Genomic DNA, 25,280 nt, shown 5'->3' on the forward strand with positions numbered 1-25,280 from the left:
CGCCGGGCCATGCCCGGCGAGCGCGAAGCGCGGTAGACGGGGTCGGATCACAGGATCCGACCCCGTGATCTTTCAGCCCGCCGTCCGCACCTTGGCCACGCGCGCGGCGAAGGTCGGCAGTACCAGCAGGGTCAGCACCGTGGCGGTGATCAGGCCACCGATCACCACCGTCGCCAGCGGCTTCTGCACTTCCGCACCGGAACCACTGGCGATCGCCATCGGAATGAAGCCGACGATGGCCACCAGTGCGGTGGTCAGCACCGCGCGGATACGGCTGGATGCACCGTTGATTGCGGCCATCATCGGCACGTCACCGGCGTCCAGACGCTCGCGGATCGCCTGCATCAGCACCAGGCCGTTGAGCGTGGCCACGCCGGACACGGCGATGAAGCCCACCGCGGCCGACACCGAGAACGGCATGCCGCGCAGCAGCAGGGCGAGGATGCCGCCGACCAGCGCCAGCGGTACGCAGCTGAACACCAGCACCGCTTCCTTGCCGCTGCGCAGGGCCATGAACAGCAGGCTGCCGATCAGCAGGAATACCACTGGCACCACCGTGGCCAAGCGCTTTTCCGCGCGCTGCAGGTTCTCGAACTGGCCACCCCAGGTCAGGTACGCACCGGGCGGCAGTGCCACGTCGGCCACGGCGGCCTGTGCTTGGCCAACGAATCCGCCGAGGTCGCGGCCGCGCACATTGGCCTGCACCACCACCCGGCGGCTGCCATTGTTGCGGCTGATCTGGTTCGGCCCTTCGCTGACGCTGATGCGTGCCACCGAGGACAGCGGAATCACCACGCCGGCCGGCGTGGCGATCGGCAGCGAGGCCAGCTGATCCGGGTCGTTGCGTGCGCTGTCATCCAGACGCACCACCACATCGAAGCGACGGTCGCCCTCGAAGATCTTGCCGGCTGCCGTGCCGCCGATGCCCGTGGACAGCGCATCGCTGACGTCGGCGGCGGTCAGCCCGTACTGCGCTGCCGCTACATGGTCGATCTTGACGTTGAGCGTGGGCAGGCCGGAAATCTGCTCCACCCGCACATCGGCCGCGCCCTCCACCGCGCGCAGCTTCAGCGCCACCTGGTCGGCCACCTTCTGCAGCTGGCTGAAGTCATCGCCGAAGATCATCACTGCCAGGTCGGTGCGTACGCCGGAAATCAGCTCGTTGAAGCGCAGCTCGATCGGCTGGCTGAACTCGAAGCTGTTGCCCAGCTGCTGGCCGGCCAGTTCTTCGAAGCGGGCCACCAGCGCCTCCTTGCCCAGCTTCGGATCGGGCCAGTCCGCACGCGGCTTGAGCACGATCACGCTGTCGGAAATGTTGGTCGGCATCGGGTCGATTGCCGCTTCGGCGGTGCCGGTACGCGAGAACACCGTTTCCACTTCCGGTTGCTGGGCGATGGCCTTCTCCAGTGCCAGCTGCATCGCCAGCGACTGCTCCAGCGAAGTAGACGGGACGCGCAGTGCCTGCATCGCCACGTTGCCTTCATCCAGGGTAGGCATGAACTCGCGGCCGAGCAGGCCGAACGAACCAATGCCCACCAGCAGCATCAACGCTGCACCGGCGATCACTGCGCGCGGCCGCGCGACGGCCTGGCGGATGATCGGCTCGATGCGTCCACGCAGCACGCGGATCAGCTTCGTTTCGTGCTGGCCATCATCACTGTGTGCCTCGCCTTCCTTCGGCTTCGGCTCGCGCACCATCAGCGCGGCCATCGCCGGCACGAAGGTGAAGGAGAAGATGAAGGCACCCACCAGGGCCAGCATGAACGTGGCGGCCATCGGGTGGAACGTCTTGCCCTCCACACCTTCCAGGGTGAGGATCGGTGCGAACACCAGCAGGATGATCAGCTGGCCGAACGCTGCCGGGCGTGCCATCTTTCGCGCCGAATCGGCGGCTACGCGCAGGCGTTCCATCGCGGTCAACGCGCGGCCCAGTTCGGCACGACGCTGGCCCAGCATCAGCAGCGTCGACTCGATCACGATCACCGCGCCGTCCACCAGGATGCCGAAGTCCAGCGCACCCAGGCTCATCAGGTTGCCACTGATGCCGAAGCGGTTCATGCCGATCACCGCGAACAGGAACGACAGCGGGATCACCAGTGCGGTGATCGTCGCCGCGCGCAGGTTGCCGAGCAGCAGGAACAGCACCACCACCACCAGCAGCGCGCCCTCGGTGAGGTTCTTGGCCACGGTCTTGATGGTGGAATTGACCAGCACGCTGCGGTCCAGCACCGGCGCGGCCACGATGTCCGCCGGCAGCGAGGCATTCACCTGCTGCAGCCGTGTGGCGGCCGCCTGGGCCACGGTGCGGCTGTTGCCGCCGGCGATCATCAGCGCGGTACCGAGCACGGCTTCATGGCCGTTGCGGCTGGCCGCACCCAGGCGGGGTGCGCGGCTGAGGCCGACATCGGCCACATCGGCCACCCGCACCACCACGCCGTTGCGGGTGGCTACCGGCGCCTGTGCCAGATCGTCGGTGGTCAGTGCCAGACCGTCGGCACGCACCACCAGGCCTTCGCCGGCGCGCTGCACGAAGCCGGCACCGGCCTGTACGTTGGAGCGCTGCAGGGCCGTCACCAGATCAGCCAGGCCCAGGCCATGCGCGGCCAACCGCGCGCTGTCCGGATGCACGCCGTATTCCTTCACGTAGCCACCGACGGTGTCCACGCCCGCCAGCCCGGGGCTGGAGCGCATCTGCGGCGCGATGATCCAGTCCTGCACGGTGCGCAGGTAGGTGGCACGTTCTTCCGGCGTGCGCAGCAGGTTGCCTTCCGGCGTGCGGTAGACCTCGCCGGCCTGCCAGCCGGCTTCACCGGGCTTGGCCAGCTTCGCAGGGTCGAACGCGGTGAAGTCCACCGTCCACATCAACACCTCGCCGAGGCCGGTGGTGACCGGCGACAGCATCGGCGAGGCACCCTCGGGCAGCGCTTCGGCGGCCTCGCGCATGCGTTCGGCCACCTGCTGGCGGGCGAAGTAGATATCGGTGGCATCGGTGAAGATCGCGGTGACCTGCGAGAAACCATTGCGCGACAGCGAACGGGTGGTGGTCAGGCCGGGGATGCCGGCCAGCGCGGTTTCCAGCGGATAGGTCACCTGTCGCTCGATCTGCTCGGGCGTCAGTGCCGGTGCCACGGTGTTGATCTGCACCTGGCGGTTGGTGATGTCCGGTACCGCATCGATCGGCAGCTTGCCGAGCTGGAACAGGCCCACGGCGGCAACGAGTGCAGCCAGGGCCACGACCAGCCAGCGGTGGCGTACCGCGGTTTCAATGATGAGCTTGAACATGGAAGGTCCTCAGTGCCCGTGCTCGGCTTCGCCCTTGGCCAGTTCGGCCTTGAGCAGGAACGCGTTGGCGCCGACGATGCGTTCGTCGCCGTTCAAGCCGCCGAGAATCTCGATGCGGTCACCGGCACGTCGGCCGGCCAGTACCGGCTGCACCTTGAAGCCGCCCTGGACGGCGACGAATACCGCGCTGCTGCCGCCGACGTTCTGTACCGCATCAGCCGGCACGCTCAACGCGCCGTCCTTGCCGTCGGTGACCACCACCGCCGACACCGGCGAACCGGCCGGCGGCAATGCGGCATCCACCGGCATGGCACGGATCACCGCCACGCCACCCTGCTGGCGCACATCGGCGGCCGAACCGGTGACGGTGGCACTGAAGCTGCCGCCCGGCACGGTCACTTCCAGCGTCATGCCCGGCGTGACCTGCGCGGCCAGCGCCGGTGGCGCGGTGAACACCAGCTCGTTCATCGACGGATCGGCGACGTCGGCCACCGGGCTGCCGGCCGCCACCACGCCGCCGGGCGTGACCTGCACGTTGCCGACGATGCCGGCCACCGGGCTGGTGATGCGCACGCGGCCGCTGCTGTCGGGCGAACCGTTGGCGGCGGCCTGTGCCTGCGCGGCGGCGACCTGCGCCTGCGCCGCCAGCGAGCGCGCGCGTGAGGTTTCCAGTTCCTGGCGAGCGACCACGCCGTGTTCGACCAGCGCCTTGTCGCGGCCGTGGGCCAGGCGCGCCGCCTCTGCCTCCGCGGCGGCGGCAACCGCATTGGCGCGGAACACCGCCGCCTCGCCACTGACCACGATCGCCAGCGTCTGGTTCTGCTTCACTGCCGTGCCCGGTGCGACCAGCACGCGCTCCACGCGACCGGTCACGGTGGAAGCGACCGAGGCACGTGCACCGATCGACGGTTCCACCCGGCCGGACAGCCGCGTCGAACCACCGCCGCCGCGGCCGACGGCCACCACGTCGATGCCGGATGCCTTGATCTGCTCTGGCGTCAGCTGCACCACGCCTTCATCGGCATCTGCCGCGTTGCCGGTTTCGGCCTTGGCGTCGGTGCTGTCGGCGGCGTGGCCATGGCCATCGTCAGCCGTTGCCTTGCCGGCGGGCTCCGAGACTGCCGGGGCCTGTGTGTTACCAGAACAACCGGCCAGCAATGCAGTCAGCAACAAGCCGCCAACCAGCGGGAAAGAACGGGACAGGTTCATCGGGCCTCCACAAAGGGTGCGCGCCCTTCGAGGCGGGCGAGATCGATTTCCGCGCCGACGCGCGACAGGCGCGCGTCCACGGCGGTGCCGCGGGCGGCGATGAGGGCACTGCGGGTGCTGCGCAGTTCCAGCTGCGAAATGCGCCCGGCGTCGAAGCCGATGCGCGCCAGCCGATAGGCTTCCTCGGCGGCGACCACACTTTCGTCGGCGGCGCGGGTGCGGCTGCCGGCGGCCTTCAGGCCCGCTACCGCCGACAAGCGTTCGGCTTCGCTGTCGCGCCGCTGCTGGTCCAAGCGCGCTTCGGCCGCGCGCTGTTCGGCACTGGCGGCGCGGATGCCACCACGATTGCGGTCGAACAACGGGATCGAGAGACTGACGCCGAGCGTGTAGGCCTGTTCGCGGTCCTCGCGGAAACGCGTCTGCGCGGCGGTAACGCTGAGGTCGGGCAGGGCGCGCTTGCGCTCGACGTCGACCAGACGACCGGCCGCATCAACTTCGGCTTCGGCCACACGCACGGCCAGAGCCACATCGATGGCGCCACGCGGTGCTGGCGGTGCGCGATCGAGCAGACTGTTGTCGATGGTCTGCACCGGTGCATCCAGCAGGGCCGCACCGGCCAGGCGGGCCAGCGCGGCGTCGCGGAAGGCCTGCGCCTCATCCAGCGCGGCGCTGGCATTGGCCACTTCACTCTGTGCCTGCACGGCACGCAACTGCGGCTCGCGGCCATGCTTGACCATGGCGGTGACCGCCGCCGCATCGTCCCGGGTGAGGCTCAGCGCTTCTTCGGCCAGCGTGTAGCGACGCAGGGCGCTTTCCGCCTGTGCGTAGATCGCCGCCAACTGGCTGGCGACATCGCTGCGGCTCTGCGAACCCCGCAGGGCAGCGGCCTGTGCCTCGGCGCGGGCGGCGCGGACGCGCGCGCCGCGCTGGCCCCAGACCTCCAGAGGCTGGGACAGGGTAAGCACGGTGTCGGCCCGGCCCATGCCGCCGTAGGAGCCTGTGCCCCAAGCGTTTTCGGCGGACCAGGAAAGGGACGGATTGGGCAGCGCCCGGGCCTGGTCGGCGCGGGCGTCGGCCGCCTCGGCCAATGCCGCGCCGACGCGGGCGCCGGGCAGCTGGTCCAGGCGTTCAAGCAGGGTGTCGTACGAAGGTGCGGCTTGTGCGGCGACCTGTGCGGCGGGGATCAGGCCCAGCAGCACGGCGACGACCAGCCCGGCCGCGCGCGGCGACCGACGTGTCAGGATCGACATAGGGGGATTCCGGTTGTGAGTGAAACGGGAGCCCGCGATTGCGGGACGCGCTCAACTCACGCCCGGGGAGGACGTGCCAGTTCGTCCTGGGCGACCGCATAGGTCGCCGCATCGCCTGCATTCGTCCAGCGCGCCGGTTGCGGCGTGCCAAAGGCGGCGAAGGTGCTCGCCGGCAGGCTCAGGTTGGAGTGGTGGCAGTGGTTGTGGCTGCAGGCAGCGGCGTGCTTGCCGTCGTTGTCAGTGTCACCGTCGGCATCTTCGGCACCGGCTTCCACATGCACCACGGTGCTGTCGTGCGGTTCCACCGCACACGCCAGCACATCAGCCACCGGCACGACCACGAATGCCGCCATCAGCAGCATCAGCAGGGTCGAACGAAGGTGGCGGGCGATCCGGCGCATGGAGGGGAGGCTAGCAAGCGGTTTTCGGTGGATACAATATCAATGGCCACCTCGGGAATTCGTCGGAACCTCCCGTTCAGGTGCGGGGTACGCCACTGGATGCCGCCTTCCGCTCTGGTAGGTGCCGAGCTTGGTCGGCACGCCTTTCGACGCCCAGCCTGCGATCCCAGGTAGTGCCGGCCGCTGGCCGGCAACCTCATGAGCGCAGGCAATCGCCCGCCGTTGCCGGCCAGCGGCCGGCACTACCTGTCCGCAGGCAGCTTGGCGATCACCTTGATCTCGAACTGGAACCCATACAGCCAGGTCACGCCGATGCCGGTCAGGGTCGGGTGCGGCGCTTGGCCCCAGTACTCGGGCACGATCGCCCAGGCCTTTTCGAAGTTGGTTTCCGGGTCGACCAGGAACACGGTGACGTCGATCACGTCATCGAACGTGCAGCCGGCCGCGGCCAGCACCGCGTTGAGATTGTCGAAAGCGCGGCGTACCTGCGCTTCGAAGTCCGGTTCGGGCGAGCCATCCTCGCGGCTGCCGACCTGGCCGGAAACGAACAGGAAGCCATTGGATCGAATCGCCGGCGAATAGCGGTTGCGCTCGTACAGCGCCTGCCGGCCGGCGGGAAAGACAACATCACGGTGGGACATGGGACGGATTCCAGAGGGAGCGGACCATCCTCCCCGCTGTCGCTGTCTGGATAAACCGTGATGATCGGTCTAGATTGATTGCATATTCCAAACAATCACAGCCACGGCCATGGACCGTTTCGAAGCGATGCGCGCGTTCGCCCGGGTGGTGGAGACCGGCAGCTTCACCCGCGCCGCGCACACCCTGCAGCTCAGCCGCACCACGGTCACCCAGCTGGTGCAGCAGCTGGAAGCGCATCTGCGGTTGCGGCTGCTCAACCGCACCACGCGCCGGGTCAGCGTCACTGCCGATGGCGCGGTGTATTACCCGCGCATCGCTCGCCTGCTGGCCGAGCTGGAAGAGGTTGAAGGGGGGCTGGGCGAGGCCGCCGCACAACCGCGCGGGCGCCTGCGCGTCGACGTGCCGGGGCCGTATGCGCGCCTGCGGCTGGTGCCGGCATTGCCGGATTTCCAGGCGCGCTATCCGGAGATCCAGCTGGACATCGGCGTCAGCGACCGCGAGGTCGATGTCATCGCCGACAACGTCGATTGCGTGATCCGTGGTGGCGCGCCTGCCGATCCCGCGCTGGTGGCACGACCGCTGGCGCGCCTGCCGATCGGCTTCCACGCCAGCCCGGGCTATGTGCAGCGGTTCGGTGTGCCGGAACACCCGCGCGCGCTGGAAGGGCCGGACCACCACACGGTCGGTTTTCTCAGCCCACGCAGTGGCCGCGCCCGCGTGTTCACCGCGCAGCGTGGCGCCGAGCGCGTCGAGGTGCAGGGGCGCTATTCAATCGGCTTCGATGATGGCAACGCCTATCTGGCCGCTGGCCTGGCCGGCCTCGGCGTGGTCGCGCTGCCCAGCTACATGGCCGAACCGCATGTGGCGCGCGGCGAGCTGCTGCCCGTGCTGCACGATTGGCAGCTGCCGCCGATGCCGATGCACGTGATGTTCCCGCCGAACCGGCACATGAGCCAGCGGCTGCGGGTGTTCATTGATTGGGTGGTGGAGACGTTGGGCTGAGCCACCGCTCGAGTGCGGCCACGCCGCATGCCACTCCATCCTCGTTCGCCATTGCAGCGCCCAGCGCGACCGCACGTGCGCGTGTATCGGCATGCTCGGCGAACGCCAGCGCATCGGCCAACACCTTCGGCTGCAACCGCTTGGGTGACAGTGGCGCCGGTGCCACGCCCAGGTGCTGCAGTCGATCGGCCCAGAAGAACTGGTCGGCGGCGAACGGCATCACCATCGACGGTATGCCGGCGCGGCATGCCGAATGCGTGGTGCCGCTGACGCCGTGGTGGATCGCCAGTGCGCAGCGCGGCAACAACGCTTCATGCGGGGTCGGGCCGATCACCCGTACCGAGTCGGGCAGCGTCATGTCGGGCACGCCGACCCAACCGGGAAACAGCAGCACGCGGCGTGGCGCCAGCGCCGACAACAGCGCCGGCAGCAGACGTTCGCGCTCGAAGCCGGTCATGCTGCCGAAGCCCAGATAGACCGGCGGCGGTCCTGCATCGAGGAAAGCCTGCAGTTCGCACGACGGTTGCCACGGCGCAGCAGGGGCCGGCCATTGGCCGCACACGAGGTGGTCGGCCGGCCAGTCCGAAGGCGGTGGCAGCAGCTGTGGCGAGATGCCGTACAGCATCGGCAGGCCAGCCCAGAGGGAACGTCGTGGCAACTGCCCGGCGTGCTGGCGGGCCGCGTTGATCGGGCCGCGGAACTGACGCCAGATCAGGCCGTTGACCAGGCCATAACTGGCCCGGTTCAACCAGCCCGGCGAGCGTCCGGGTGGCAGGAAGGGGGAACGGAACGCGCGCGTCGGCGTCAGCGGGATCATGCCGGCGCCGATCACCGGAAGATCGCGACGCTCGCCGACGCTCATGCCGACGAACGCAGCCAGGCCACCGGTCAGGATCGCATCGCAGCCGTCGGCTGCAGCATCGGCCTGGCGCATCCAGCCGGCGACGTGTTGCAGTGCCATCCGTGCCAGCCCGGTGCTGGCGGCGGCAACGCCATTGCCGCGTGAGACCAGCGCCACCACTTCGTCGTGGATGTCGCCTTCCAGCGCGGCGTGCGGGACGCCCAGGGCCTTCGCGCTGTCGAGGGTGCCGCCGTCGGCCAGCAGCATGACCTCGTGACCGGCCGCGATCAGCCCATGGCAGAGCATGGCCAGCGGGCGCGTATCGCCTTCGGTGCCGTAGGTGAGGGCCAGCAGTCGCATTGGAGCCTCCGCAGTGAATCACCAGTATGCCGACATCGCTGTGTTCATCCGCGCTCCTGCCGACGCACCGCGTGGGACAATCCCGCCTCATCTGCCCCCGCCGCACGGGGCGCGCGCAACAGGATCCAGCACCGCATGACCGCACTGCCATCCCTACCGTCCCTTGTCTGCCGCATGCCGGCCGCTGCATACCGGCGTGCGCCGTGAGCCGCGTCGTCGCACTGGACACCGAAACCACCGGTATCTCGCATCGCCTGGGCCATCGGGTGATTGAAATCGGGGCGGTGGAACTGGTCGATGGACAACTCAGCGGCCGCCAGTTCCACACCTACCTGCAGCCGCAGCGGAAGGTGGACTGGGGCGCGCAGCGCGTGCACGGCATCAGCGATGCCATGCTGGTGGGCAAGCCGCTGTTTGCGAGCAAGGCCGCCGAACTGCTGGAGTTCCTGCGTGGCAGCGAGATGGTCGCGCACAACGCCACCTTCGACGTCGGTTTCCTCGACAACGAGCTGCGCCTGGCGGGGCTGGCCGGTGGGCTGGCCCAGCACTGCCGCGTGACCTGCAGCCTGAAGCTGGCCCGCAGCCGTTGGCCGGGCATGCCCAACAAGCTCGACGATGTGCTGCAGCGCCTGCGTATTCCCGGCACCCGCGGCCTGCATGGCGCGCTGAAGGATGCCCACCTGCTGGCCCAGGTGGTGCCGCACCTGCGCTGAGGGCAGGGCGCCGCCACCGCGTTCAGGCGTGGCCTGTGGGTAAGTTGCGCAAGGTCTTGATTGCGTGCATAATGCGCGGCTCGCTGTGTCCGGTTTCGTGCCGGGCGGCGCCCCCGGGAGCACGTCCCCGGCCGCCCAACGCCAGCGTAACCCTTTGATTCTCTTGACGTGTGGTGGGCAACCACCGAGGCCGCCGTCCCCCGGGCTACGGGGAGACACAACTTACTATCGAGGTGCGCCATGTCCCGCGTATGCCAGGTTTCCGGCAAGCGAGTGCAGACGGGTAACAACGTCTCGCACGCCAACAACAAGACCCGTCGTCGTTTCCTGCCGAATCTGCACGAGCGCCGCTTCTGGGTTGCCAGCGAGAACCGCTGGGTGAAGCTTCGTGTTTCCGCGCATGCACTGCGCACCATCGACAAGAACGGTATCGATTCCGTTCTGGCTGAGCTGCGTGCGCGCGGCGAAAAGGTCTGAGGAGTAGACGATCATGGCAGGCAAGCGCGATAAGGTCCGTATGATTTCGACCGCTGGTACCGGTCACTTCTACACGACCGACAAGAACAAGAAGAACACCCCGGGGAAGATGGAATTCTCCAAGTACGATCCGGTCGTGCGCAAGCACGTCCCGTACAAGGAAGGCAAGATCAAGTAATCCGCAAGGATTGCGGGTCGCTTCCGAAAAAACCCGCCCTCGTGGCGGGTTTTTTTGTGCCCCCCGCCCCCGGTAGGTGTCGACCTTGGTCGACACGATCCGACCCCCTAGGTGCCGACCGTTGGTCGGCACGCTGTCCCCAGCGCTGCTCGACTCTGCACACCCCGCTGGGCAGAATGGCCCCACACCTCCCAACGGGCGACGCGATGCTGTTCGAGTGGCTGCTGGGCTCGTACCTGCTGTTGATCGACTGGCTGATCCGGCTGGTGGCGCTGTGCTGGATCCCCACCCGCACTACGCCGGGCGCGGCGCGCAGCTGGCTGCTGCTGGTCGGCTTCGTGCCGCTGCTGGGCCTGCCGCTCTATCTGCTGTTTGGGCATCCGTGGCTGTCGCGCGAGCGCATCCGCCGGCAGGCCGAGGCCTCGCAGGTCATCCGTGAAGAACAGGCGCTGCAGCGCCGCCTGCGCTGGACGCCCAAGCCCGATTCGGCCAGCGCCGAAGTGGTGCCGCTGGTGCAGCGCCAGGGCGATTTCATGCCGGTGCACGGCAACGCGATCGACCTGCTGACCGACTATGACGAATCACTGCACACCCTGATCGCCGACATCGACCAGGCCCAGGACCGGGTGCACCTGCTGTACTACCTGATGTTCGATGACACGGTGGGCGAGGCCATCGTCGAAGCCCTGCAGCGTGCCGCAGCGCGCGGCGTGCAGTGCCGCGTGCTGCTGGATGCGGTCGGCGCCAAGCGGGGCCTGCGCGCATACAGCAAGCGGCTGCGGTCACGTGACATCGAAGTGCGCGCGATGCTGCCCGGCGGCCTGCGCTGGCGCCGCAGCGGGCGCATGGACCTGCGCAACCATCGCAAGATCGCAGTGATCGACAACGAAGTGGGCTATGTCGGTTCGCAGAACCTGGCGCGCCCTGAATTCGTTGCCGGCCACCCCAACCGCGAGCTGGTGGCGCGCGTGCGCGGGCCTGCGGTGGCGCACCTTGAAGCGGTGTTCGCCAGCGACTGGTACATCGAAACCGGGCAGCGCCTGGAGGTCATCGCCGACGTGCCAGTGTGCAGCGAGGACATCGCCACCCAGCTGCTGCCCAGTGGCCCGGCCTACCCGTACAGCAACGCGCGCGATGCGGTGGCCGCGCTGATCCATCTTGCCCGGCGCCGGCTGGTGATGGTCACGCCCTACTTCGTGCCCGACGAAGCAACGCTGAGTGCACTGCGCATCGCCGCGCTGTCCGGCGTGCAGGTGCAGCTGATCCTGTCGGCCAGCAACAACCAGCGGCTGACCTCGTGGGCGCAGGAGGCCTACTACGATGAGCTGCTGCGCTGCGGGGTGCAGATCGCGCTGTACGAGCCGCAGTTCCTGCATGCCAAGCACATGAGCGTGGATGAGGACATCGCCGTGCTCGGGTCGATCAACATGGATATCCGCTCGTTCGCGCTGAATGCCGAAATCGGCCTGATCTGCTACGACCGCCAACTGGTCACGCAGTTGTGTGCCATCGAGGACGACTATCTGCGCCAGTCGCGCCTGCTGGACCTGGAGCAGTGGCGCAAGCGTCCCGCGTGGCTGCGCAGCCGCGAGGGCATCGCGCGCCTGGCCGATGCCTTGATGTAGGCCAGCGCCAGCCGGGCAGGGCCGATGGCCTACAATCGGCGCATGACTGATTCACCGCGTAGTGGCGAACTGGACCTGGCGATCATCGGTGGTGGTGCGGCCGGGGTGCTGGTGGCGATCCAGGTGTTGCGCCAGGCCCAGGCACCGCTGGCACTGGCCATTTTCGAACCTGCCTCGCAGCTGGCACAGGGCATTGCCTATGCCACGCCGTGGCCGGAGCACCTGCTGAACGTGCCGGCGGCGAAGATGAGCGCCTTTGCCGACCAGCCCGGCGACTTCCTCGATTTCCTGCAGGCCGCCAACGCGTACCCGGGCGAGGCGCGCGAAGTGCTGGGCGAACGCTATGTGTGTCGCCACTACTTCGCTGCCTACCTGCAGCAGCGCCTGCGCGAGGCCGAAGCGGCCAGTGCGGCGCGATTGCAGATCGTAGCCCAGCCGGTGTTGGCGTTGCATCCGGATGACCACGGTTACCAGCTGCAGCTGGGCGATGGCCAAGCATTGCATGCAGCGCAGGTGGTGATCGCCACCGGCAACAGCATGCGGCCGCTGCCGGTGGACGGCGCCGATGCGTTGCCCGCCGATGACGTGGTCGAGGCCTGGGATTACGACGGCGTACGCACGCTGGCCAGTGACCATGCCCTGGCCATCGTCGGCTCCGGGCTGAGCATGGCCGACACCGTGCTGGCATTGGTGGCCGGCGGCCATAGCGGACCGCTGCACGTGATCTCGCGCCACGGCCTGCTGCCGTTGCCGCACGCCCACGGCGGCCTGCCGGCGTTCGACCCGCAGGAGCTGCTGCCGATGACCCTGCGCCAGCGCCTGCGCGTACTGCGCCAGCACGCGCGCAAGGCACAGGTCGACGGCATGCCCTGGCAGGGCGTGATGGATCGCATCCGCCCGCACGGCCAAGCGCTGTGGCAGAGCATGGACGCCGCCGACCAGCGCCGCTTCCTGCGCCACGTGGTGCGCTACTGGGACGTGCACCGCCATCGCATTGCTGAACCGGTGGCCGAGCAGTTGCAGGCGCTGCAGGCCAGCGGCCAGCTGCGCGTTCACCGCGCCCGCCTGCAGCGCGTGTGGCGCGACGGTGATGCCCTGCGGCTGTCGGGCCGCGAGGCGGGCGGCGGCAACCTGCAGTGGACGATCGCTGCGGTGGTCAATGCCACCGGTGTGGAGACCCGCGCCTCGGCACTGCGCAATCCCTTGCTGCAGCAGCTGCAGGCCGATGGCCTGGCCCGCTCCGGGCCGCATGGGCTGGGCCTGGACAGCAGCGTGCCGGGCGACCGGTTGTGTGCAGCGGGTGGCCAGCCACAGGCGCGCCTGGGGGTACTCGGCAGCCTGCGCATCGGCAGCCTGTGGGAAAGCCTGGCGGTGCCTGAACTGCGTCAGCAGGCGCAGGCACTTGCCACGCAGGTGGTCGCAGGAGCTGCGACGTCGATGCCGTAAAATGGAGGCATGGATGTCTCCCACTTGCTTGATGGCCTGAACCCGGCCCAGCGCGAAGCCGTCTCCGCTCCCCTCGGTCACCACCTGGTGCTGGCCGGTGCCGGGTCGGGCAAGACGCGCGTACTCACCCACCGCATTGCCTGGCTGCATGAAGTCGAAGGCGTGCCGACCCACGGCATTTTCGCGGTGACCTTCACCAACAAGGCCGCCGGCGAGATGCGCCATCGCATCGACGCGCAGCTGCCGCATGGCAGCCGCGGCATGTGGATCGGCACCTTCCACGGCCTGGCCAACCGCCTGCTGCGCCTGCACTGGCAGGATGCCAAGCTGCCTGAAGGCTTCCAGGTGATGGATTCGGACGACCAGCTGCGCCTGGTCAAGCGCGTGGTGCAGGCGCTGGAGCTGGATGACGGCAAGTACCCGCCCAAGCAGATTGCCTGGTGGATCAACGCGCAGAAGGATGAGGGCCGCCGCCCGCAGCACATCCAGCCCGAGCCGAACGATGCGTGGCTGGAAACCATGCGCCAGGCCTACGCCGAGTACCAGGCGCGGTGTGACCGTGCCGGCCTGGTCGATTTCGCCGAGCTGCTGCTGCGCGCGCACGAACTGCTGCGCGACAATCCGCCGTTGCTGTCGCACTACCGCGCGCGGTTCCGCGAGATCCTGGTGGACGAATTCCAGGATACCAATGCCATCCAGTACGCCTTCGTGCGGGTACTGGCCGGGCACGAGGGCCACGTGTTCGTGGTCGGTGATGACGACCAGGCCATCTACGGCTGGCGCGGTGCCAAGGTCGAGAACGTGCAGGGCTTCCTGCGCGATTTCCCGGGCGCGCAGACCATCCGCCTGGAGCAGAACTACCGTTCCACCGCCAACATCCTCAGTGCCGCCAACGCGGTGATCGCGCACAACCCGGACCGCATCGGCAAGCAGCTGTGGACCGACAGTGGTGACGGCGAGCCGATCGACCTGTACGCGGCGTACAACGAGATGGACGAGGCGCGCTACATCGTCGAGCGCGCACGGCAGTGGGTGCGCGACGGCGGCAGCTACACCGAAGTGGCCGTGCTCTACCGCAGCAACGCGCAGTCGCGCGCGCTGGAAGAAGCGCTGCTGAGCGAACAGGTGCCGTACCGCGTGTATGGCGGCATGCGCTTCTTCGAGCGCGCCGAAGTGAAGGATGCGCTGGCCTACCTGCGCCTGCTGTCCAACCGCAACGACGACGCTGCATTCGAGCGCGCGGTGAATACGCCCACGCGTGGCATCGGTGACCGCACGCTGGACGAAGTGCGCCGCGAAGCGCGCGCCCAGGGCATCTCGCTGTGGGAAGCCACCATGCTGGTGACCCAGGGCAGCGCACTGGCGGCGCGTGCCCGCAACGCGCTGGCCGGCTTCCTGGTGCTGGTCAACGAACTGCAGGCGCAGACCCTGCAGATGACCCTGGCCGAGCGCGTGGACCATGTGCTGGTGCGCTCGCAGCTGCGCGAGCACTGGAGCAAGGAAAGCCGCAACGCGCTGGATTCGGAATCGCGCACCGACAACCTCGACGAACTGGTGTCGGTGGCCTCGCGCTTCGTGCGCCGTGCCGACGACATCGAGGAAGTGGGCGAGGACATGGACGAGCTGGTCGCGTTCCTGGCCTACGCCGCGCTGGAGGCCGGTGAGGGCCAGGCGCAGGCCGGCGAGGAAGGCGTGCAGCTGATGACGCTGCACTCGGCCAAGGGCCTGGAATTCCCGCTGGTGTTCCTGGCCGGCGTGGAAGAGGGGCTGTTCCCCAGTGCACGGTCGCTGGAGGAAAGCGGGCGGCTGGAAGAAGAGCGTCGGCTGGCCTACGTCGGCATCACCCGCGCGCGGCAGAAGCTGGTGCTCAGCTACGCCGAATCGCGGCGCATCCACGGCCAGGACAACTACAGCCTGCCTTCGCGTTTCCTGCGCGAGATCCCGCGCGAGCTGCTGCACGAAGTGCGGCCGAAGGTGCAGGTCTCGCGGCCGGCGTCGATGGGCGCAAGCCGGGTGATGGGACACGCCGCCATCGAAACGCCGCCGATCAAGCTGGGTGCGCTGGTCAACCATCCCAAGTTCGGCGAAGGCATGGTGACCGACTACGAAGGCAACGGTGCCCACGCACGCGTGCAGATCGAGTTCGCCGACGCCGGCAGCAAGTGGCTGGTGATGGCGTATGCCAACCTGACGGTGATCTGATCACCGCCGGGGTCGGATCCCTCCCGTAGGAGGGCTCTGACCCCGACGCGATGGAATGCAGCCGAGCACGGGCTCGGCTCTACAAAGGCGAGTGCTCATGACCCGCAACGTGCTCTTCCTCTGCAGCCAGAACCGCCTGCGCAGCCCGACGGCCGAGCAGGTGTTCGCCGATTGGCCGGGCGTCGAAACCGCCTCGGCCGGGTTGCTTGCCGACGCCGAGGAAGTGCTCAGCCCCGAGCTGCTGCAATGGGCCGATCTGGTGTTCGTGATGGAGCGGGCGCACCGCAACCGCCTCTCCAGCCGCTACAAAACGTGGCTGAAGGGCAAGCGCGTGATCTGCTTGGATATCCCGGACGACTACGAGTACATGGACCCGCTGCTGGTGGAGCTGCTGAAACGGAAAGTGTCGCCGTTCCTGCGCTGAGCGCGGCGTTGTAGCACCGAGCCATGCTCGGCCTCTTCCGACGTGGAAAGGCAGCCGAGCGCGGGCTCGGCTGTACAGGGAAAACAGATCTTCAGTCCTGCGCCTTGGAGGTGGTCGCCGCATCCTGAGCGGACATGTTCTGTTTGAAATTCGCCGTGAAATCGGTGACTGCACGTTCCAGGGCCTTCTCCCAGTTCTCCGGCGAAACAACCTGAAATACATTGGTGCCGTGGCCCTTGGCTATGAAGGACCGGGTCCGGTCTCCCTCGCGCGTGGCCACCTCGACGGACACATCGGCAACCATCTGCTGCGCCCACCCTGCGACACGCCAGAAGTTGAAGGGCGCCCTGACCACAAACTCGTTCATCGACGCCTCCAGGCGAAGGCATTGCGCATCGCAGTGGTCGACGGTGCGATAGCCCATGTTGCGCAGTGCCTGAATGATGATTTCGCGGGTCTTTTCGGATGCCGTGGCCGATTCCAGTGCGAGATTGATGCCGTTGCCGTTACGGATCTCTCCGCCCACATTTCTGGCCCTTTCCGATGCAGGGACGAGGGAAAGGAATTCCGATGAGCGATTGTCACGCACGGGGGCGACGACAACCGGTGTGCCCTGCTCCGGGTTCACCCGGATGTCCGGCACGTTCACGCGCACCACTTCGGTGCGGATGCCACAGCCGGTGAGCAACAGCAGCAGTGCCAACGTAATGATCGACTTCATGTATTCCCCCTGTTGGAATGGTGTCCTTGCGCCGCGCATTATCGCCTGCATATCGCCTGAAAGGACGGGGCGCCGACGCCGCAGAGCAGCCGGGCATGGCACGGCTCTACAATGGCGGCCACATCTCCCAGGAACGCGCTCATGACCGAACCCACGCTGCATGTCACCGTGAAGTTGAACGCCAGGCTGCAGCCCGAGCATCGCCATGAGCTGTTCGAGGATCCGCTGGACGCGCTGTTGCAGGCGGCCGAGCTGGGCGGGATCACCGGAGGCGGTACTGCGATGTCCGACGAGGGCGAAGTCGAGTACGGCGATATCGAAGTGGCACTGGTCGATGCCGCGGGCGTGCCGAAGCTGGTCGACCTGCTGGAGCAGCTGGGGGCACCGAAGGGTTCGCAGGTGCAGGGCGCAGGCGAGGCCGACCGCAGCTTCGGCGTAACCGAAGGCCTGGGCATCTATCTGGATGGCCTGACCCTGCCGGACGAGGTGTACGAGCAGTGCGATTCGAACCACGTGTTCGAGCAGCTGTCCGAGCGCATCGATGGCCTGGGCGAGATCTGCAGCTGGTGGCAGGGCCCGAGCGAGACCGCGCTGTACATGTACGGCCAGTCGTTCGAGGCGATGCGTGATGCGATCGCTGAATTCGTCGGCAGCTACCCGCTGTGCCAGAACGCACGCGTGGTGCAGATCGCCTGAAGCTGCGGTTTCGAGTGGAGCGGGCCGGCTGCTCCAGGTGCCGGGATAGCGGCGGCTGCCGGCCAGCGGCCGGCACTACCGGAGCGGGGTCAGCGTGCTGGCTGGGCGGCCGCAGCCTGCTGAGCGTTGTCGGCCTTGGCCAGTGATTTGCCGAACTGGTAGCCACCCACGAGCAGGACGAAGGCAGCGACACAGGCCAGCACGATGATCAGGCCGGTTCTGGAAGTCGAGCGGGGGCGGTCCTGCATGGGAAATCTCCGTTCAGGTAGGGGGTCGCAGCCGGAGCATGCGCCGTGACCGGTGCACGCGCAAGCCGGGCCGTCGCGCTACCGGGCCGGCCCCCGCACCTGCTCCCAGTCCAGCCCGAACTTCGCCAGGTACTTGCGCAGGCGGTCGGCGTCGTTGGTGCTGGCGCGCTGCGTGCGCGAGACCGCAAACAGCTCGCGCCCGGCGGCGGACAGCGACTTCGAGCGTGCACAGACCCGCACCACTTCTTCCAGCTGCACGCGGTCGAAACGGTCCAGCGCGTCCACGGCCTCGCCCAGCAGCGCATCCAGCGGAGACGGCGCATCGCCGCCGCGCCACTGTGCCCGCAGGCGCGCGATCTCGTCCTCCACGCCCTCGATCTGGATGCGCCCGGCGCTGGCCAACGTGGCCAGGCGCATGATCGACGCGCCCAGGTCGCGGAAGTTGCCACGCCACGCCGCTTCCGGGCTGGTGGCGAATGCGAGATAGCGCGTGCGCGCCTCGGTGTTGAAGCGCACCCGCGCATGCTGGTCCAGCGACCAGCGCTCCAGCTCGAACTCGATGTTCGGCTCGATGTCTTCCATGCGCTGCGCCAGCCCGGGCAGGTGGTACGTCCACAGGTTGAGGCGCGCCAGCAGGTCTTCGCGGAAGCGGCCTTCCAGCACCGACTGCTGCAGATCGCGGTTGGTGCCGGCGATCAGCTGGAAATCGCTCTCCACTTCGCGGTCACTGCCGACCGGCAGGAAGCGCTTCTCTTCCAGCGCCCGCAGCAGCATCGCCTGTTCGTCCTGGCCGAGTTCGCCGATCTCGTCCAGGAACAGCAGCCCTTGGTGCGCTGAGCGCAGCAGGCCGGCACGGTCGCTGGAAGCGCCGGTATAGGCGCCTTTGGTGTGACCGAACAGGGTGCTCATCGCACCGTCGCCGCGCAGCGTGGCGCAGTTCACTTCGACGAAGCGACCGGGCAGCTGGTGCTTGAGCTTCTTCAGCTCGAACACGCGCTTGGCCAACTGGCTCTTGCCGGCGCCGGTTGGTCCCATCAGCAGCATCGGCGCACGTGAGCGGGTGGCCACCGTCTCGATCTGCTCGATCATCCGGTTGAAGGCGGCGTTGCGGGTGGCGATGCCGCCCTTCAGCAGGTCGCGATCCAGCAGCTGCTGCTGGGCGAAGCGCTGGGCGATGTGGTCGTAGCGCGACAGGTCCAGGTCGATGATCGCGTACGTGCCGGCGGCACCGTCCTGCTTGCGCGGTGGCGAGGTCTGCAGCAGTCGTCCGGGGAAATGACGGCTCTCGGTCAACAGGAACCAGCAGATCTGCGCCACGTGCGTGCCGGTGGTGATGTGGACGTAGTAGTCCTCCTCCTCCGGCTGGAACGGGTAGCGCGCGAGAAAGTCGTGCAGGGAGGCGTAGACCCCCTCGAATTCCCATGGATCGGCCAGGTAGGTGTCGTGACGCTGCACGCTGATGCCCGGCGCGGCCTGCGCCAGGTCCTCGCAGACCACGCGCGCCAGCTTGCTGTAGCGGCGCTCATCCAGCAGCAGCTCGATGCGGTCGGGCAGGAAATCCTCATGCATGCCCAGCGAAACGGTCGGGCGCCACTTCTGCCAGCGGCCCGGACCCTCGCCTGCGTCGAGCTGGGTGCCCAGCATGCCGAATACCACCTGCCGACGCGCCATATCCATTCCTATAAAAGATGCGCGGGAAATATATATCTTTTCGCCGGTGTCCGCTGGGCAGGATGGTCTTCTTCTATTGAAATTACTTCAAAATCAATAGCATGCGATGGTTTCGCAAAAGTTGGCACGGCCATTGCTCTATATCCGGCAAGACACGATGCGGGCTGTTCCCGCCGAGGACATCAGCATGGCCAACCTTTCGCTCTTCTCCTGGATGCGCACGCCGCAGCCGCCGCAGGCAGACACCGTCAATGAAGCCGGTGGCCTGGCCTACCGCCGCGACCCGCGTGCGGCGCTGGCGCTGTATGCGGCTACCGGGTGCCTGAACAACACCTTCTACAGCGACGCCGAGGCACAGCTGCAGCAGGTGCTGGCGCTGACCGCGCAGGTCGAGCCGCGCTTCATCGCCCGCACCGCCCTGTACGCCCGCCAGGTCGCACACATGAAGGACATGCCGGCGCTGCTGCTGGCGGTGCTGAGCCTGCGCGACCCGGAGGCGTTCGCCCTGGTTTTCCCGCGGGTGATCGACAACGGCCGCCAGCTGCGGACCTTCGTGCAGATCATGCGCAGCGGCCAGGTGGGGCGCCGCTCGCTGGGCTCGCTGCCCAAGCGCAGGGTGCGTGAGTGGATCCAGCAGGCGTCGGCGGAAACGCTGGTGCGTGCGGCGATCGGCCAGCAGCCGTCGCTGGCCGATGTGATCCGCATGGTGCACCCGAAGCCGGCCAACGCCGAGCGCAAGGCGCTGTATGCATGGATCATCGGTCGTCCCTACGACGAGGCGCAGCTGCCGGCAGTGGTGCAGGCGTACGAGGCGTTCAAGCGTGACCCGCGCGGACTGCCGCCGGACCTGCCGTTCCAGTACTACAGCACGCTGCCGCTGGACGCGGCGCAGTGGTCGGCACTGGCCCGCAATGCATCGTGGCAGTCGATGCGGATGAACCTCAACACGTTCGCCCGCCATGGCGTGTTCGACGATCCGGCGATGGTGCAGGTGATCGCAGAGCGCCTGCGTGATCCGCAGCAGGTGCGTCGTGCCCGCGTACTGCCCTACCAGCTGCTGATGGCCTTCCACGCCGGCGGTGGCTTGCCGGCGCCGATCCTGGAAGCGTTGCAGGACGCGATGGAGATCGCCACGGCGTCGGCCCCGGCATTGCCCGGGCGGGTGGTGGTGGCGGTGGACGTGTCCGGTTCCATGCAGTCGCCGGTAACCGGCTACCGCAAGGGCTCCAGCACGGCGGCGCGCTGCGTGGACGTGGCGGCGCTGGTTGCAGCCTGCGTGCTGCGCGGCCAGCCGCAGGCCAAGGTGTTGCCGTTCGATACCGAGGTGCGCCACGTGCGCCTGAACCCGCGCGACAGCGTGATGACGTTGGCCCGCCAGCTGGCCATCAACGGCGGTGGTACGTCGGTCAGCGCGCCGCTGCACTACCTCAACCTGCGGCGCGAGCCGGTGGACCTGGTGGTGCTGGTGTCGGACAACGAGAGTTGGCGTGACACCCGCCAGGGCGGCCAGACGGCCACGATGCTGCAGTGGGATGCATTGAAGCGTCGCTGCCCACAGGCGCGGCTGGTGTGCATCGACCTGCAGCCGGTGGCCAGCAGCCAGACCGTACAGCGCGGTGATGTGCTGCACATCGGTGGCTTCAGCGATGCGGTGTTCGACCTGATGGCGCAGTACGCCGCTGCGGCCGAGGACGGCAGCAGCTGGGTCGAGCGCATCCAGGACATGGCGTTGTAAGGCGGCAGGGAGGCCGCACGGACCGCCCGGCTGGCAATGGGGCCAGCCGGGCAGGGCCAGGAATTCGTTTTCGCGGTGAATGCTGGTGGAACTACATTGGTTGTCCCTTCGGGGTCGGGTTCGAGTCCCGCGTTTCCTGCCTGTCGTGAGGAAGCAGACGTTCCACCTCCCTTGTCACCGCACCTTTTCAAACGGCACCGGCAACGGTGCCACCGCTTCAATGCCGGCAGCGCGAATGCCGGAGGAACTACAGCCCCTTAAGCTCCAGGTCGCGGGTTCGACTCCCGCCTGCCACGGCAACGCGGCAGTAGCTCAGTGGTAGAGCAGGATGTTCCTCCAGATTCTTGTCGTGCTGCCGGCACCTTCGCTTTCGTTGCGCGGGGAATGCAGGTGGAACTACATCGGAAGCCCTTCGGGGTCGGGTTCAAGTCCCGGCCGTCCTCCGCGGCAACGCGGGTGACGGAATGTTCCACCCCCTTTGTCACCGCACCTTCTTTGTTTTTGCTTTGGATGAAAGGAAACATCACCATGACCACCCTCAATTACGACGTGATCCAGCAGCCGGGCGCTGCACCGATCAAGCTGTGGACCCGCGGCGTGCCGCTGGAAGACCAGGCGCGCGAGCAGCTGCAGAACATCGCCAGGCTGCCCTTCATCCACAAGTGGATCTCGGTGATGCCCGACGTGCATCTGGGCAAGGGCGCGACCGTGGGTTCGGTGGTGCCGACCATCGGCGCGATCATTCCTGCAGCGGTGGGCGTGGACATCGGCTGCGGCATGATTGCGGTGCGCACCACGCTGGTTGCCAGCGACCTGCCGGACAACCTGTCGGCGGTGCGCAGCGCGATCGAGCGGGCGGTGCCGCACGGCCGCAGCGTCACCCGCGGGGGCCGTGACAAGGGCAGTTGGGACACGCCGCCCGAACTGGCGGTGGAAGGCTGGGCGCAGCTGGTGGATGACTTCGCACTGATCTGCGAGCGTCACCCGCGCCTGAAGAACACCAACAACCTCAAGCACCTGGGAACGCTGGGTACCGGCAACCACTTCGTCGAGGTCTGCCTGGACCAGGAGCAGCGCGTGTGGTTCATGCTGCACTCCGGTTCGCGTGGCGTAGGCAATGCCATCGGCACCTACTTCATCGAGCTGGCCAAGCAGGAAATGCGCCGCTGGATGATCAACCTGCCCGACCAGGACCTGGCCTACCTGCCCGAGGGCAGCCAGCACTACGGCGACTATGTGTTCGCGGTGGACTGGGCGCAGCGTTTCGCACGCATGAACCGCGAGGTGATGATGCGCAACGTGGTGGCCGCGGTGCGCACGGTGATCAGCAAGCCGTTCGAGGCCGAGGCCGAGGCGGTGAACTGCCACCACAACTACGTGAACCGCGAGACCCACTTCGGCAAGGAAGTGATGCTGACCCGCAAGGGCGCGGTGAGTGCGCGCAAGGGCGAACTGGGCATCATTCCGGGCAGCATGGGGGCCAAGAGCTTCATCGTGCGTGGCCTCGGCAACGAGGACAGCTTCCACAGCTGCAGCCACGGTGCCGGCCGCGTGATGAGCCGTACCCAGGCACGCAAGCTGATCACGGTGGATGACCACGCCAAGGCCACCGCGCACGTCGAGTGCCGCAAGGATGCGGAGGTGGTGGATGAATCGCCGGCGGCCTACAAGCCGATCGAGGCAGTGATGGAGGCCCAGCGCGATCTGGTCGAGATCGTGCACACGCTGCGCCAGGTGGTGTGCGTGAAGGGATGAGGCAACCCGTGCGCGGCGTACACTGCGCCGCGCACGGCAGCAGGGCCCGGCATCGAACAACGGGCACGGAGGAACAGACAGATGGACATGATTGAACTGGATGGCGGGCACGGAGGCGGACAGCTGCTGCGCTCGGCACTGACCCTGAGCCTGTGCACCGGCACCGGCTTCACGCTGCACAACATCCGCGCGATCCGGCGCAAGCCGGGGTTGATGCGCCAGCACCTGACCGCGGTGAACGCTGCGGCGCGGGTCGGCAACGCCTGTGTGCACGGTGCAGAACTGGGCGCTACCTCGCTGCGTTTCGAGCCGGGGCGGGTGAGCGCCGGCACCTACCACTTCGCGACCGGCAGCGCCGGCTCGGCCACGCTGGTGCTGCAGACCGTGCTGCCCGCGCTGTGGCGCGCGCAGGGGCCCTCGCAGCTGCGCCTGGAAGGCGGTACCCACAATCCGCTGGCACCCAGCGCGGATTTCATCGCGCAAAGCTATCTGCCGGCGCTGGGCCGGATGGGCGTGCAGGCGTCGATGCAGCTGCTGCAGCACGGTTTCCATCCAGCCGGTGGCGGCGTGATGGAGGTGCAGGTGCAGCCGTGCGCGGCGTTGCAGCCGCCGTCCTTGGAGGTGCGTGCACCGTTGCAGGCGATCGAGGCACAGGTGCTGATGTCCGGCCTGTCCAGCGGCATCGGCCTGCGCGAACTGCAGGTACTGGCCGAGACGCTGGGCGTGGACCCGCACCCGCGCAACGTGCAGTCGATACGGCCGGCGCTGGGACCGGGCAACGTCGCCCTGGTGCGCGTGCGTCATGGTGATCACGTGGAGGTGTTCAGCGGCCACGGCGAGCGCAGTGTCTCCGCCGAGCAGGTCGGGGCGCGCCTGGCCGGGCAGGTCAAGCAGTATCTGGACGGGACCGGTGCTGTTGGCGAGTACCTGTCCGACCAGTTGCTGCTGCCGATGGCGCTGGCAGGCGGCGGCGCGTTCACCACCCACGTGCTGAGCGATCACCTGGTCAGCAATGCGCGGTTGATCGAGAAGTTCCTGCCGGTGGAATTCGACTGGCAGCCGCACGACGGTGGCTGGCGGGTGACGGTGCAGGCCTGAGTGCCCGCCGGGCGTGGCCCGGCGCTACCGGAGCATTCCAGTCGCCTGTCGATCCTGGGCGCGTCAGCCGATCATGCCGCGCTGCGCAGGCATCGCTGCGCGCTGCCGGATTGATCCTGCGCAAGGCACGATCTCCACACAGGCTGTGTAATGGTGTCGTTCCCACTGGCTGGATCACCGCGGAGCCCCACCATGTACAAGCGCATCCTGATCGCCACCGATGGCTCGGAGCTGGCCGACAAGGGCCTGGCCAAGGGCCTGGAGCTGGCCAAGGACCTCAATGCCGAGGTCGACATCGTCACCGTCTCCGAGCCTTGGGCCGTCGGCATGTACGACGCCATGGGCTGGAGCGTGGGCTACATGAACAGCCCGGAGTACAAGGCCGACCGCGAGGAAGGCGCGCAGAAGGTGCTGCAGCCGGCCCTGGCCAAGGCGGCCGAGCAGGGCATCACCGCCAATCCGGTGCATGTGCTGGACCGCTACGCGGCCGACGGCATCATCGAGACGGCGGGCCAGCGCAACAGCGATCTGATCGTAATGACCTCGCACGGCCGCCGCGGCGTCACCCGCGTGCTGCTGGGCAGCCAGACCGCCGAGGTGCTGGCGCGCAGCACGCTGCCGGTGCTGGTCATCCGCTGATACGGAAGCGTTCCCGGGGAGGGGACCCGACGCCGGCCGCAGGATGCGCGCCGGCGTTGTTTTTTATCGGCGGCCCGAAGAGCATCCACGCATGGCGTGGATCTACTCCAGTTCACCGTCAAAGGTCCACGCCATGCGTGGATAGGGCCACCGCAATGCCCAGTAGGTCCACGCCATGCGTGGATAGGGCCACCGCAATGCCAGTAGGTCCACGCCATGCGTGGATGGGGCCACCGCAATGCCAGTAGATCCACGCCATGCGTGGATGGGCCGTGCCGATCGCCTTGATGGGGTCAGAGCCCTTTCCCGTGGAAAGGGATCCGACCCCGGCCACATCACCAGCTGTACAGCTTCCAGTACACCGGCGACACGCCATCCTTGTCATTGTCGAAGCGGCCATCGCCGTTCTTGTCATACATGTAGAACGGGGCGCCGCGTGCCGGCGTCACCTTGACCATGCGCAACTGGCCAGACACCCGGTATTCCTCGATGGTGTCGCCGTTGTCCATCGTGCGCTTGGAAACATCGGCGCCCTTGACGTCCACCGGGGGAGCGCCCGCACCGCCCATGCTGGCGCAGCCAGCAAGCAGGAGCAGGGAAGCCAGCATCAGGGTCTTCATCGGCGGGGCCTTTGCCTGGAAAGAGCCTTGATTATGCCCCAACGC

The 25,280-nt window shown here is 67.7% G+C and carries 23 protein-coding genes; 13 read left to right on the forward strand and 10 right to left on the reverse strand.

Going from position 1 to position 25,280, the window contains the following annotated elements:
• Window positions 1-72: 72 nt before the first annotated feature.
• From BW38_RS07585 to BW38_RS07565, 5 genes are all read right to left on the reverse strand, one after another.
• Complete coding sequence (locus BW38_RS07585) at window positions 73-3,282, reverse strand: CusA/CzcA family heavy metal efflux RND transporter (RefSeq protein WP_032976779.1); 3,210 nt, start codon at window positions 3,280-3,282, stop codon at window positions 73-75.
• A gap of 9 nt (window positions 3,283-3,291) precedes the next feature.
• The gene (locus BW38_RS07580) at window positions 3,292-4,491 is read right to left on the reverse strand and encodes an efflux RND transporter periplasmic adaptor subunit (protein ID WP_032976780.1); all 1,200 of its coding nucleotides are present in this window, start codon (window positions 4,489-4,491) and stop codon (window positions 3,292-3,294) included.
• Window positions 4,488-5,741 (reverse strand): TolC family protein, encoded by a 1,254-nt coding sequence (locus BW38_RS07575; protein ID WP_025878070.1) that lies wholly within the window; start codon window positions 5,739-5,741, stop codon window positions 4,488-4,490. The genes BW38_RS07580 and BW38_RS07575 overlap by 4 nt, the downstream gene beginning before the upstream one ends.
• 56 nt (window positions 5,742-5,797) lie before the next feature.
• Window positions 5,798-6,142, reverse strand: coding sequence for a hypothetical protein (locus BW38_RS07570; RefSeq protein WP_032976781.1), 345 nt, complete (start codon window positions 6,140-6,142; stop codon window positions 5,798-5,800).
• A gap of 242 nt (window positions 6,143-6,384) precedes the next feature.
• Window positions 6,385-6,783 (reverse strand): RidA family protein, encoded by a 399-nt coding sequence (locus BW38_RS07565; RefSeq protein WP_032976782.1) that lies wholly within the window; start codon window positions 6,781-6,783, stop codon window positions 6,385-6,387.
• 109 nt (window positions 6,784-6,892) lie between these two features.
• Here BW38_RS07565 and BW38_RS07560 point away from each other — a divergent pair, with 109 nt between their 5' ends.
• On the forward strand, window positions 6,893-7,786 hold the full coding sequence (locus BW38_RS07560) for a LysR family transcriptional regulator (protein WP_032976783.1): 894 nt from the start codon (window positions 6,893-6,895) through the stop codon (window positions 7,784-7,786).
• On the opposite strand, the gene BW38_RS07555 is transcribed toward BW38_RS07560, so the two are convergent.
• Entirely contained in the window at window positions 7,755-8,987 is a 1,233-nt protein-coding gene (locus BW38_RS07555) for a glycosyltransferase (RefSeq protein ID WP_032976784.1), read from the reverse strand. The two genes, BW38_RS07560 and BW38_RS07555, sit on opposite strands and share 32 nt — an antisense overlap.
• 203 nt (window positions 8,988-9,190) lie before the next feature.
• Between BW38_RS07555 and dnaQ the strand changes: the two genes are divergently transcribed.
• The 7 genes from dnaQ to BW38_RS07520 all read left to right on the forward strand — a co-directional run bounded on the left by dnaQ (window position 9,191) and on the right by BW38_RS07520 (window position 16,052).
• On the forward strand, window positions 9,191-9,700 hold the full coding sequence (dnaQ, locus tag BW38_RS07550) for a DNA polymerase III subunit epsilon (RefSeq protein ID WP_025878062.1): 510 nt from the start codon (window positions 9,191-9,193) through the stop codon (window positions 9,698-9,700).
• Window positions 9,701-9,940: 240 nt separating this feature from the next.
• Window positions 9,941-10,177, forward strand: a complete 237-nt coding sequence (rpmB, locus tag BW38_RS07545) for a 50S ribosomal protein L28 (protein WP_005411638.1) — start codon at window positions 9,941-9,943, stop codon at window positions 10,175-10,177.
• A gap of 10 nt (window positions 10,178-10,187) precedes the next feature.
• Window positions 10,188-10,355 carry a 50S ribosomal protein L33 gene (gene rpmG / locus BW38_RS07540; RefSeq protein WP_170272460.1) on the forward strand — a complete coding sequence of 56 codons (168 nt, stop codon included), beginning with the start codon at window positions 10,188-10,190 and terminating at the stop codon, window positions 10,353-10,355.
• A 206-nt stretch (window positions 10,356-10,561) separates the two neighbouring features.
• Complete coding sequence (cls, locus tag BW38_RS07535; RefSeq protein WP_032976786.1) at window positions 10,562-11,980, forward strand: cardiolipin synthase; 1,419 nt, start codon at window positions 10,562-10,564, stop codon at window positions 11,978-11,980.
• 24 nt (window positions 11,981-12,004) lie between these two features.
• Complete coding sequence (locus tag BW38_RS07530; protein WP_032976787.1) at window positions 12,005-13,426, forward strand: FAD/NAD(P)-binding protein; 1,422 nt, start codon at window positions 12,005-12,007, stop codon at window positions 13,424-13,426.
• Between the two features lie 9 nt (window positions 13,427-13,435).
• On the forward strand, window positions 13,436-15,628 hold the full coding sequence (gene uvrD, locus BW38_RS07525) for a DNA helicase II (protein WP_032976788.1): 2,193 nt from the start codon (window positions 13,436-13,438) through the stop codon (window positions 15,626-15,628).
• A 97-nt stretch (window positions 15,629-15,725) separates the two neighbouring features.
• A complete protein-coding gene (locus tag BW38_RS07520) occupies window positions 15,726-16,052 on the forward strand; it encodes a low molecular weight protein tyrosine phosphatase family protein (protein WP_032976789.1) in 327 nt (108 codons plus the stop codon).
• 91 nt (window positions 16,053-16,143) lie between these two features.
• Here the strand turns inward: BW38_RS07520 and BW38_RS07515 are convergent, their stop codons facing one another.
• Window positions 16,144-16,773, reverse strand: coding sequence for a hypothetical protein (locus BW38_RS07515; RefSeq protein WP_032976790.1), 630 nt, complete (start codon window positions 16,771-16,773; stop codon window positions 16,144-16,146).
• A gap of 141 nt (window positions 16,774-16,914) precedes the next feature.
• Between BW38_RS07515 and BW38_RS07510 the strand changes: the two genes are divergently transcribed.
• On the forward strand, window positions 16,915-17,469 hold the full coding sequence (locus BW38_RS07510; protein ID WP_025878052.1) for a hypothetical protein: 555 nt from the start codon (window positions 16,915-16,917) through the stop codon (window positions 17,467-17,469).
• A gap of 89 nt (window positions 17,470-17,558) precedes the next feature.
• On the opposite strand, the gene BW38_RS22025 is transcribed toward BW38_RS07510, so the two are convergent.
• Both BW38_RS22025 and rtcR read right to left on the reverse strand, forming a co-directional pair.
• Entirely contained in the window at window positions 17,559-17,717 is a 159-nt protein-coding gene (locus tag BW38_RS22025) for a hypothetical protein (protein ID WP_200867510.1), read from the reverse strand.
• Between the two features lie 78 nt (window positions 17,718-17,795).
• Window positions 17,796-19,388 (reverse strand): RNA repair transcriptional activator RtcR, encoded by a 1,593-nt coding sequence (gene rtcR, locus BW38_RS07505; protein WP_025878051.1) that lies wholly within the window; start codon window positions 19,386-19,388, stop codon window positions 17,796-17,798.
• Between the two features lie 187 nt (window positions 19,389-19,575).
• Between rtcR and BW38_RS07500 the strand changes: the two genes are divergently transcribed.
• The 4 genes from BW38_RS07500 to BW38_RS07485 all read left to right on the forward strand — a co-directional run bounded on the left by BW38_RS07500 (window position 19,576) and on the right by BW38_RS07485 (window position 24,615).
• Window positions 19,576-21,123 (forward strand): VWA domain-containing protein, encoded by a 1,548-nt coding sequence (locus BW38_RS07500; protein WP_032976930.1) that lies wholly within the window; start codon window positions 19,576-19,578, stop codon window positions 21,121-21,123.
• Between the two features lie 528 nt (window positions 21,124-21,651).
• Window positions 21,652-22,878: an RtcB family protein gene (locus tag BW38_RS07495; protein WP_032976791.1), complete on the forward strand. Its 1,227-nt coding sequence runs from the start codon at window positions 21,652-21,654 to the stop codon at window positions 22,876-22,878.
• 81 nt (window positions 22,879-22,959) lie between these two features.
• Window positions 22,960-23,976 carry an RNA 3'-terminal phosphate cyclase gene (rtcA, locus tag BW38_RS07490; protein ID WP_025878045.1) on the forward strand — a complete coding sequence of 339 codons (1,017 nt, stop codon included), beginning with the start codon at window positions 22,960-22,962 and terminating at the stop codon, window positions 23,974-23,976.
• 192 nt (window positions 23,977-24,168) lie between these two features.
• Window positions 24,169-24,615 (forward strand): universal stress protein, encoded by a 447-nt coding sequence (locus BW38_RS07485; RefSeq protein ID WP_025878044.1) that lies wholly within the window; start codon window positions 24,169-24,171, stop codon window positions 24,613-24,615.
• A gap of 335 nt (window positions 24,616-24,950) precedes the next feature.
• Here BW38_RS07485 and BW38_RS07480 read toward each other — a convergent pair whose 3' ends face one another.
• Window positions 24,951-25,235, reverse strand: coding sequence for a DUF2782 domain-containing protein (locus BW38_RS07480; protein ID WP_025878043.1), 285 nt, complete (start codon window positions 25,233-25,235; stop codon window positions 24,951-24,953).
• Window positions 25,236-25,280: the final 45 nt, after the last annotated feature.

The organism is Stenotrophomonas sp. RIT309 (assembly GCF_000632045.1).
In the GTDB taxonomy this organism is placed as follows: Bacteria; Pseudomonadota; Gammaproteobacteria; order Xanthomonadales; family Xanthomonadaceae; genus Stenotrophomonas; species Stenotrophomonas indicatrix.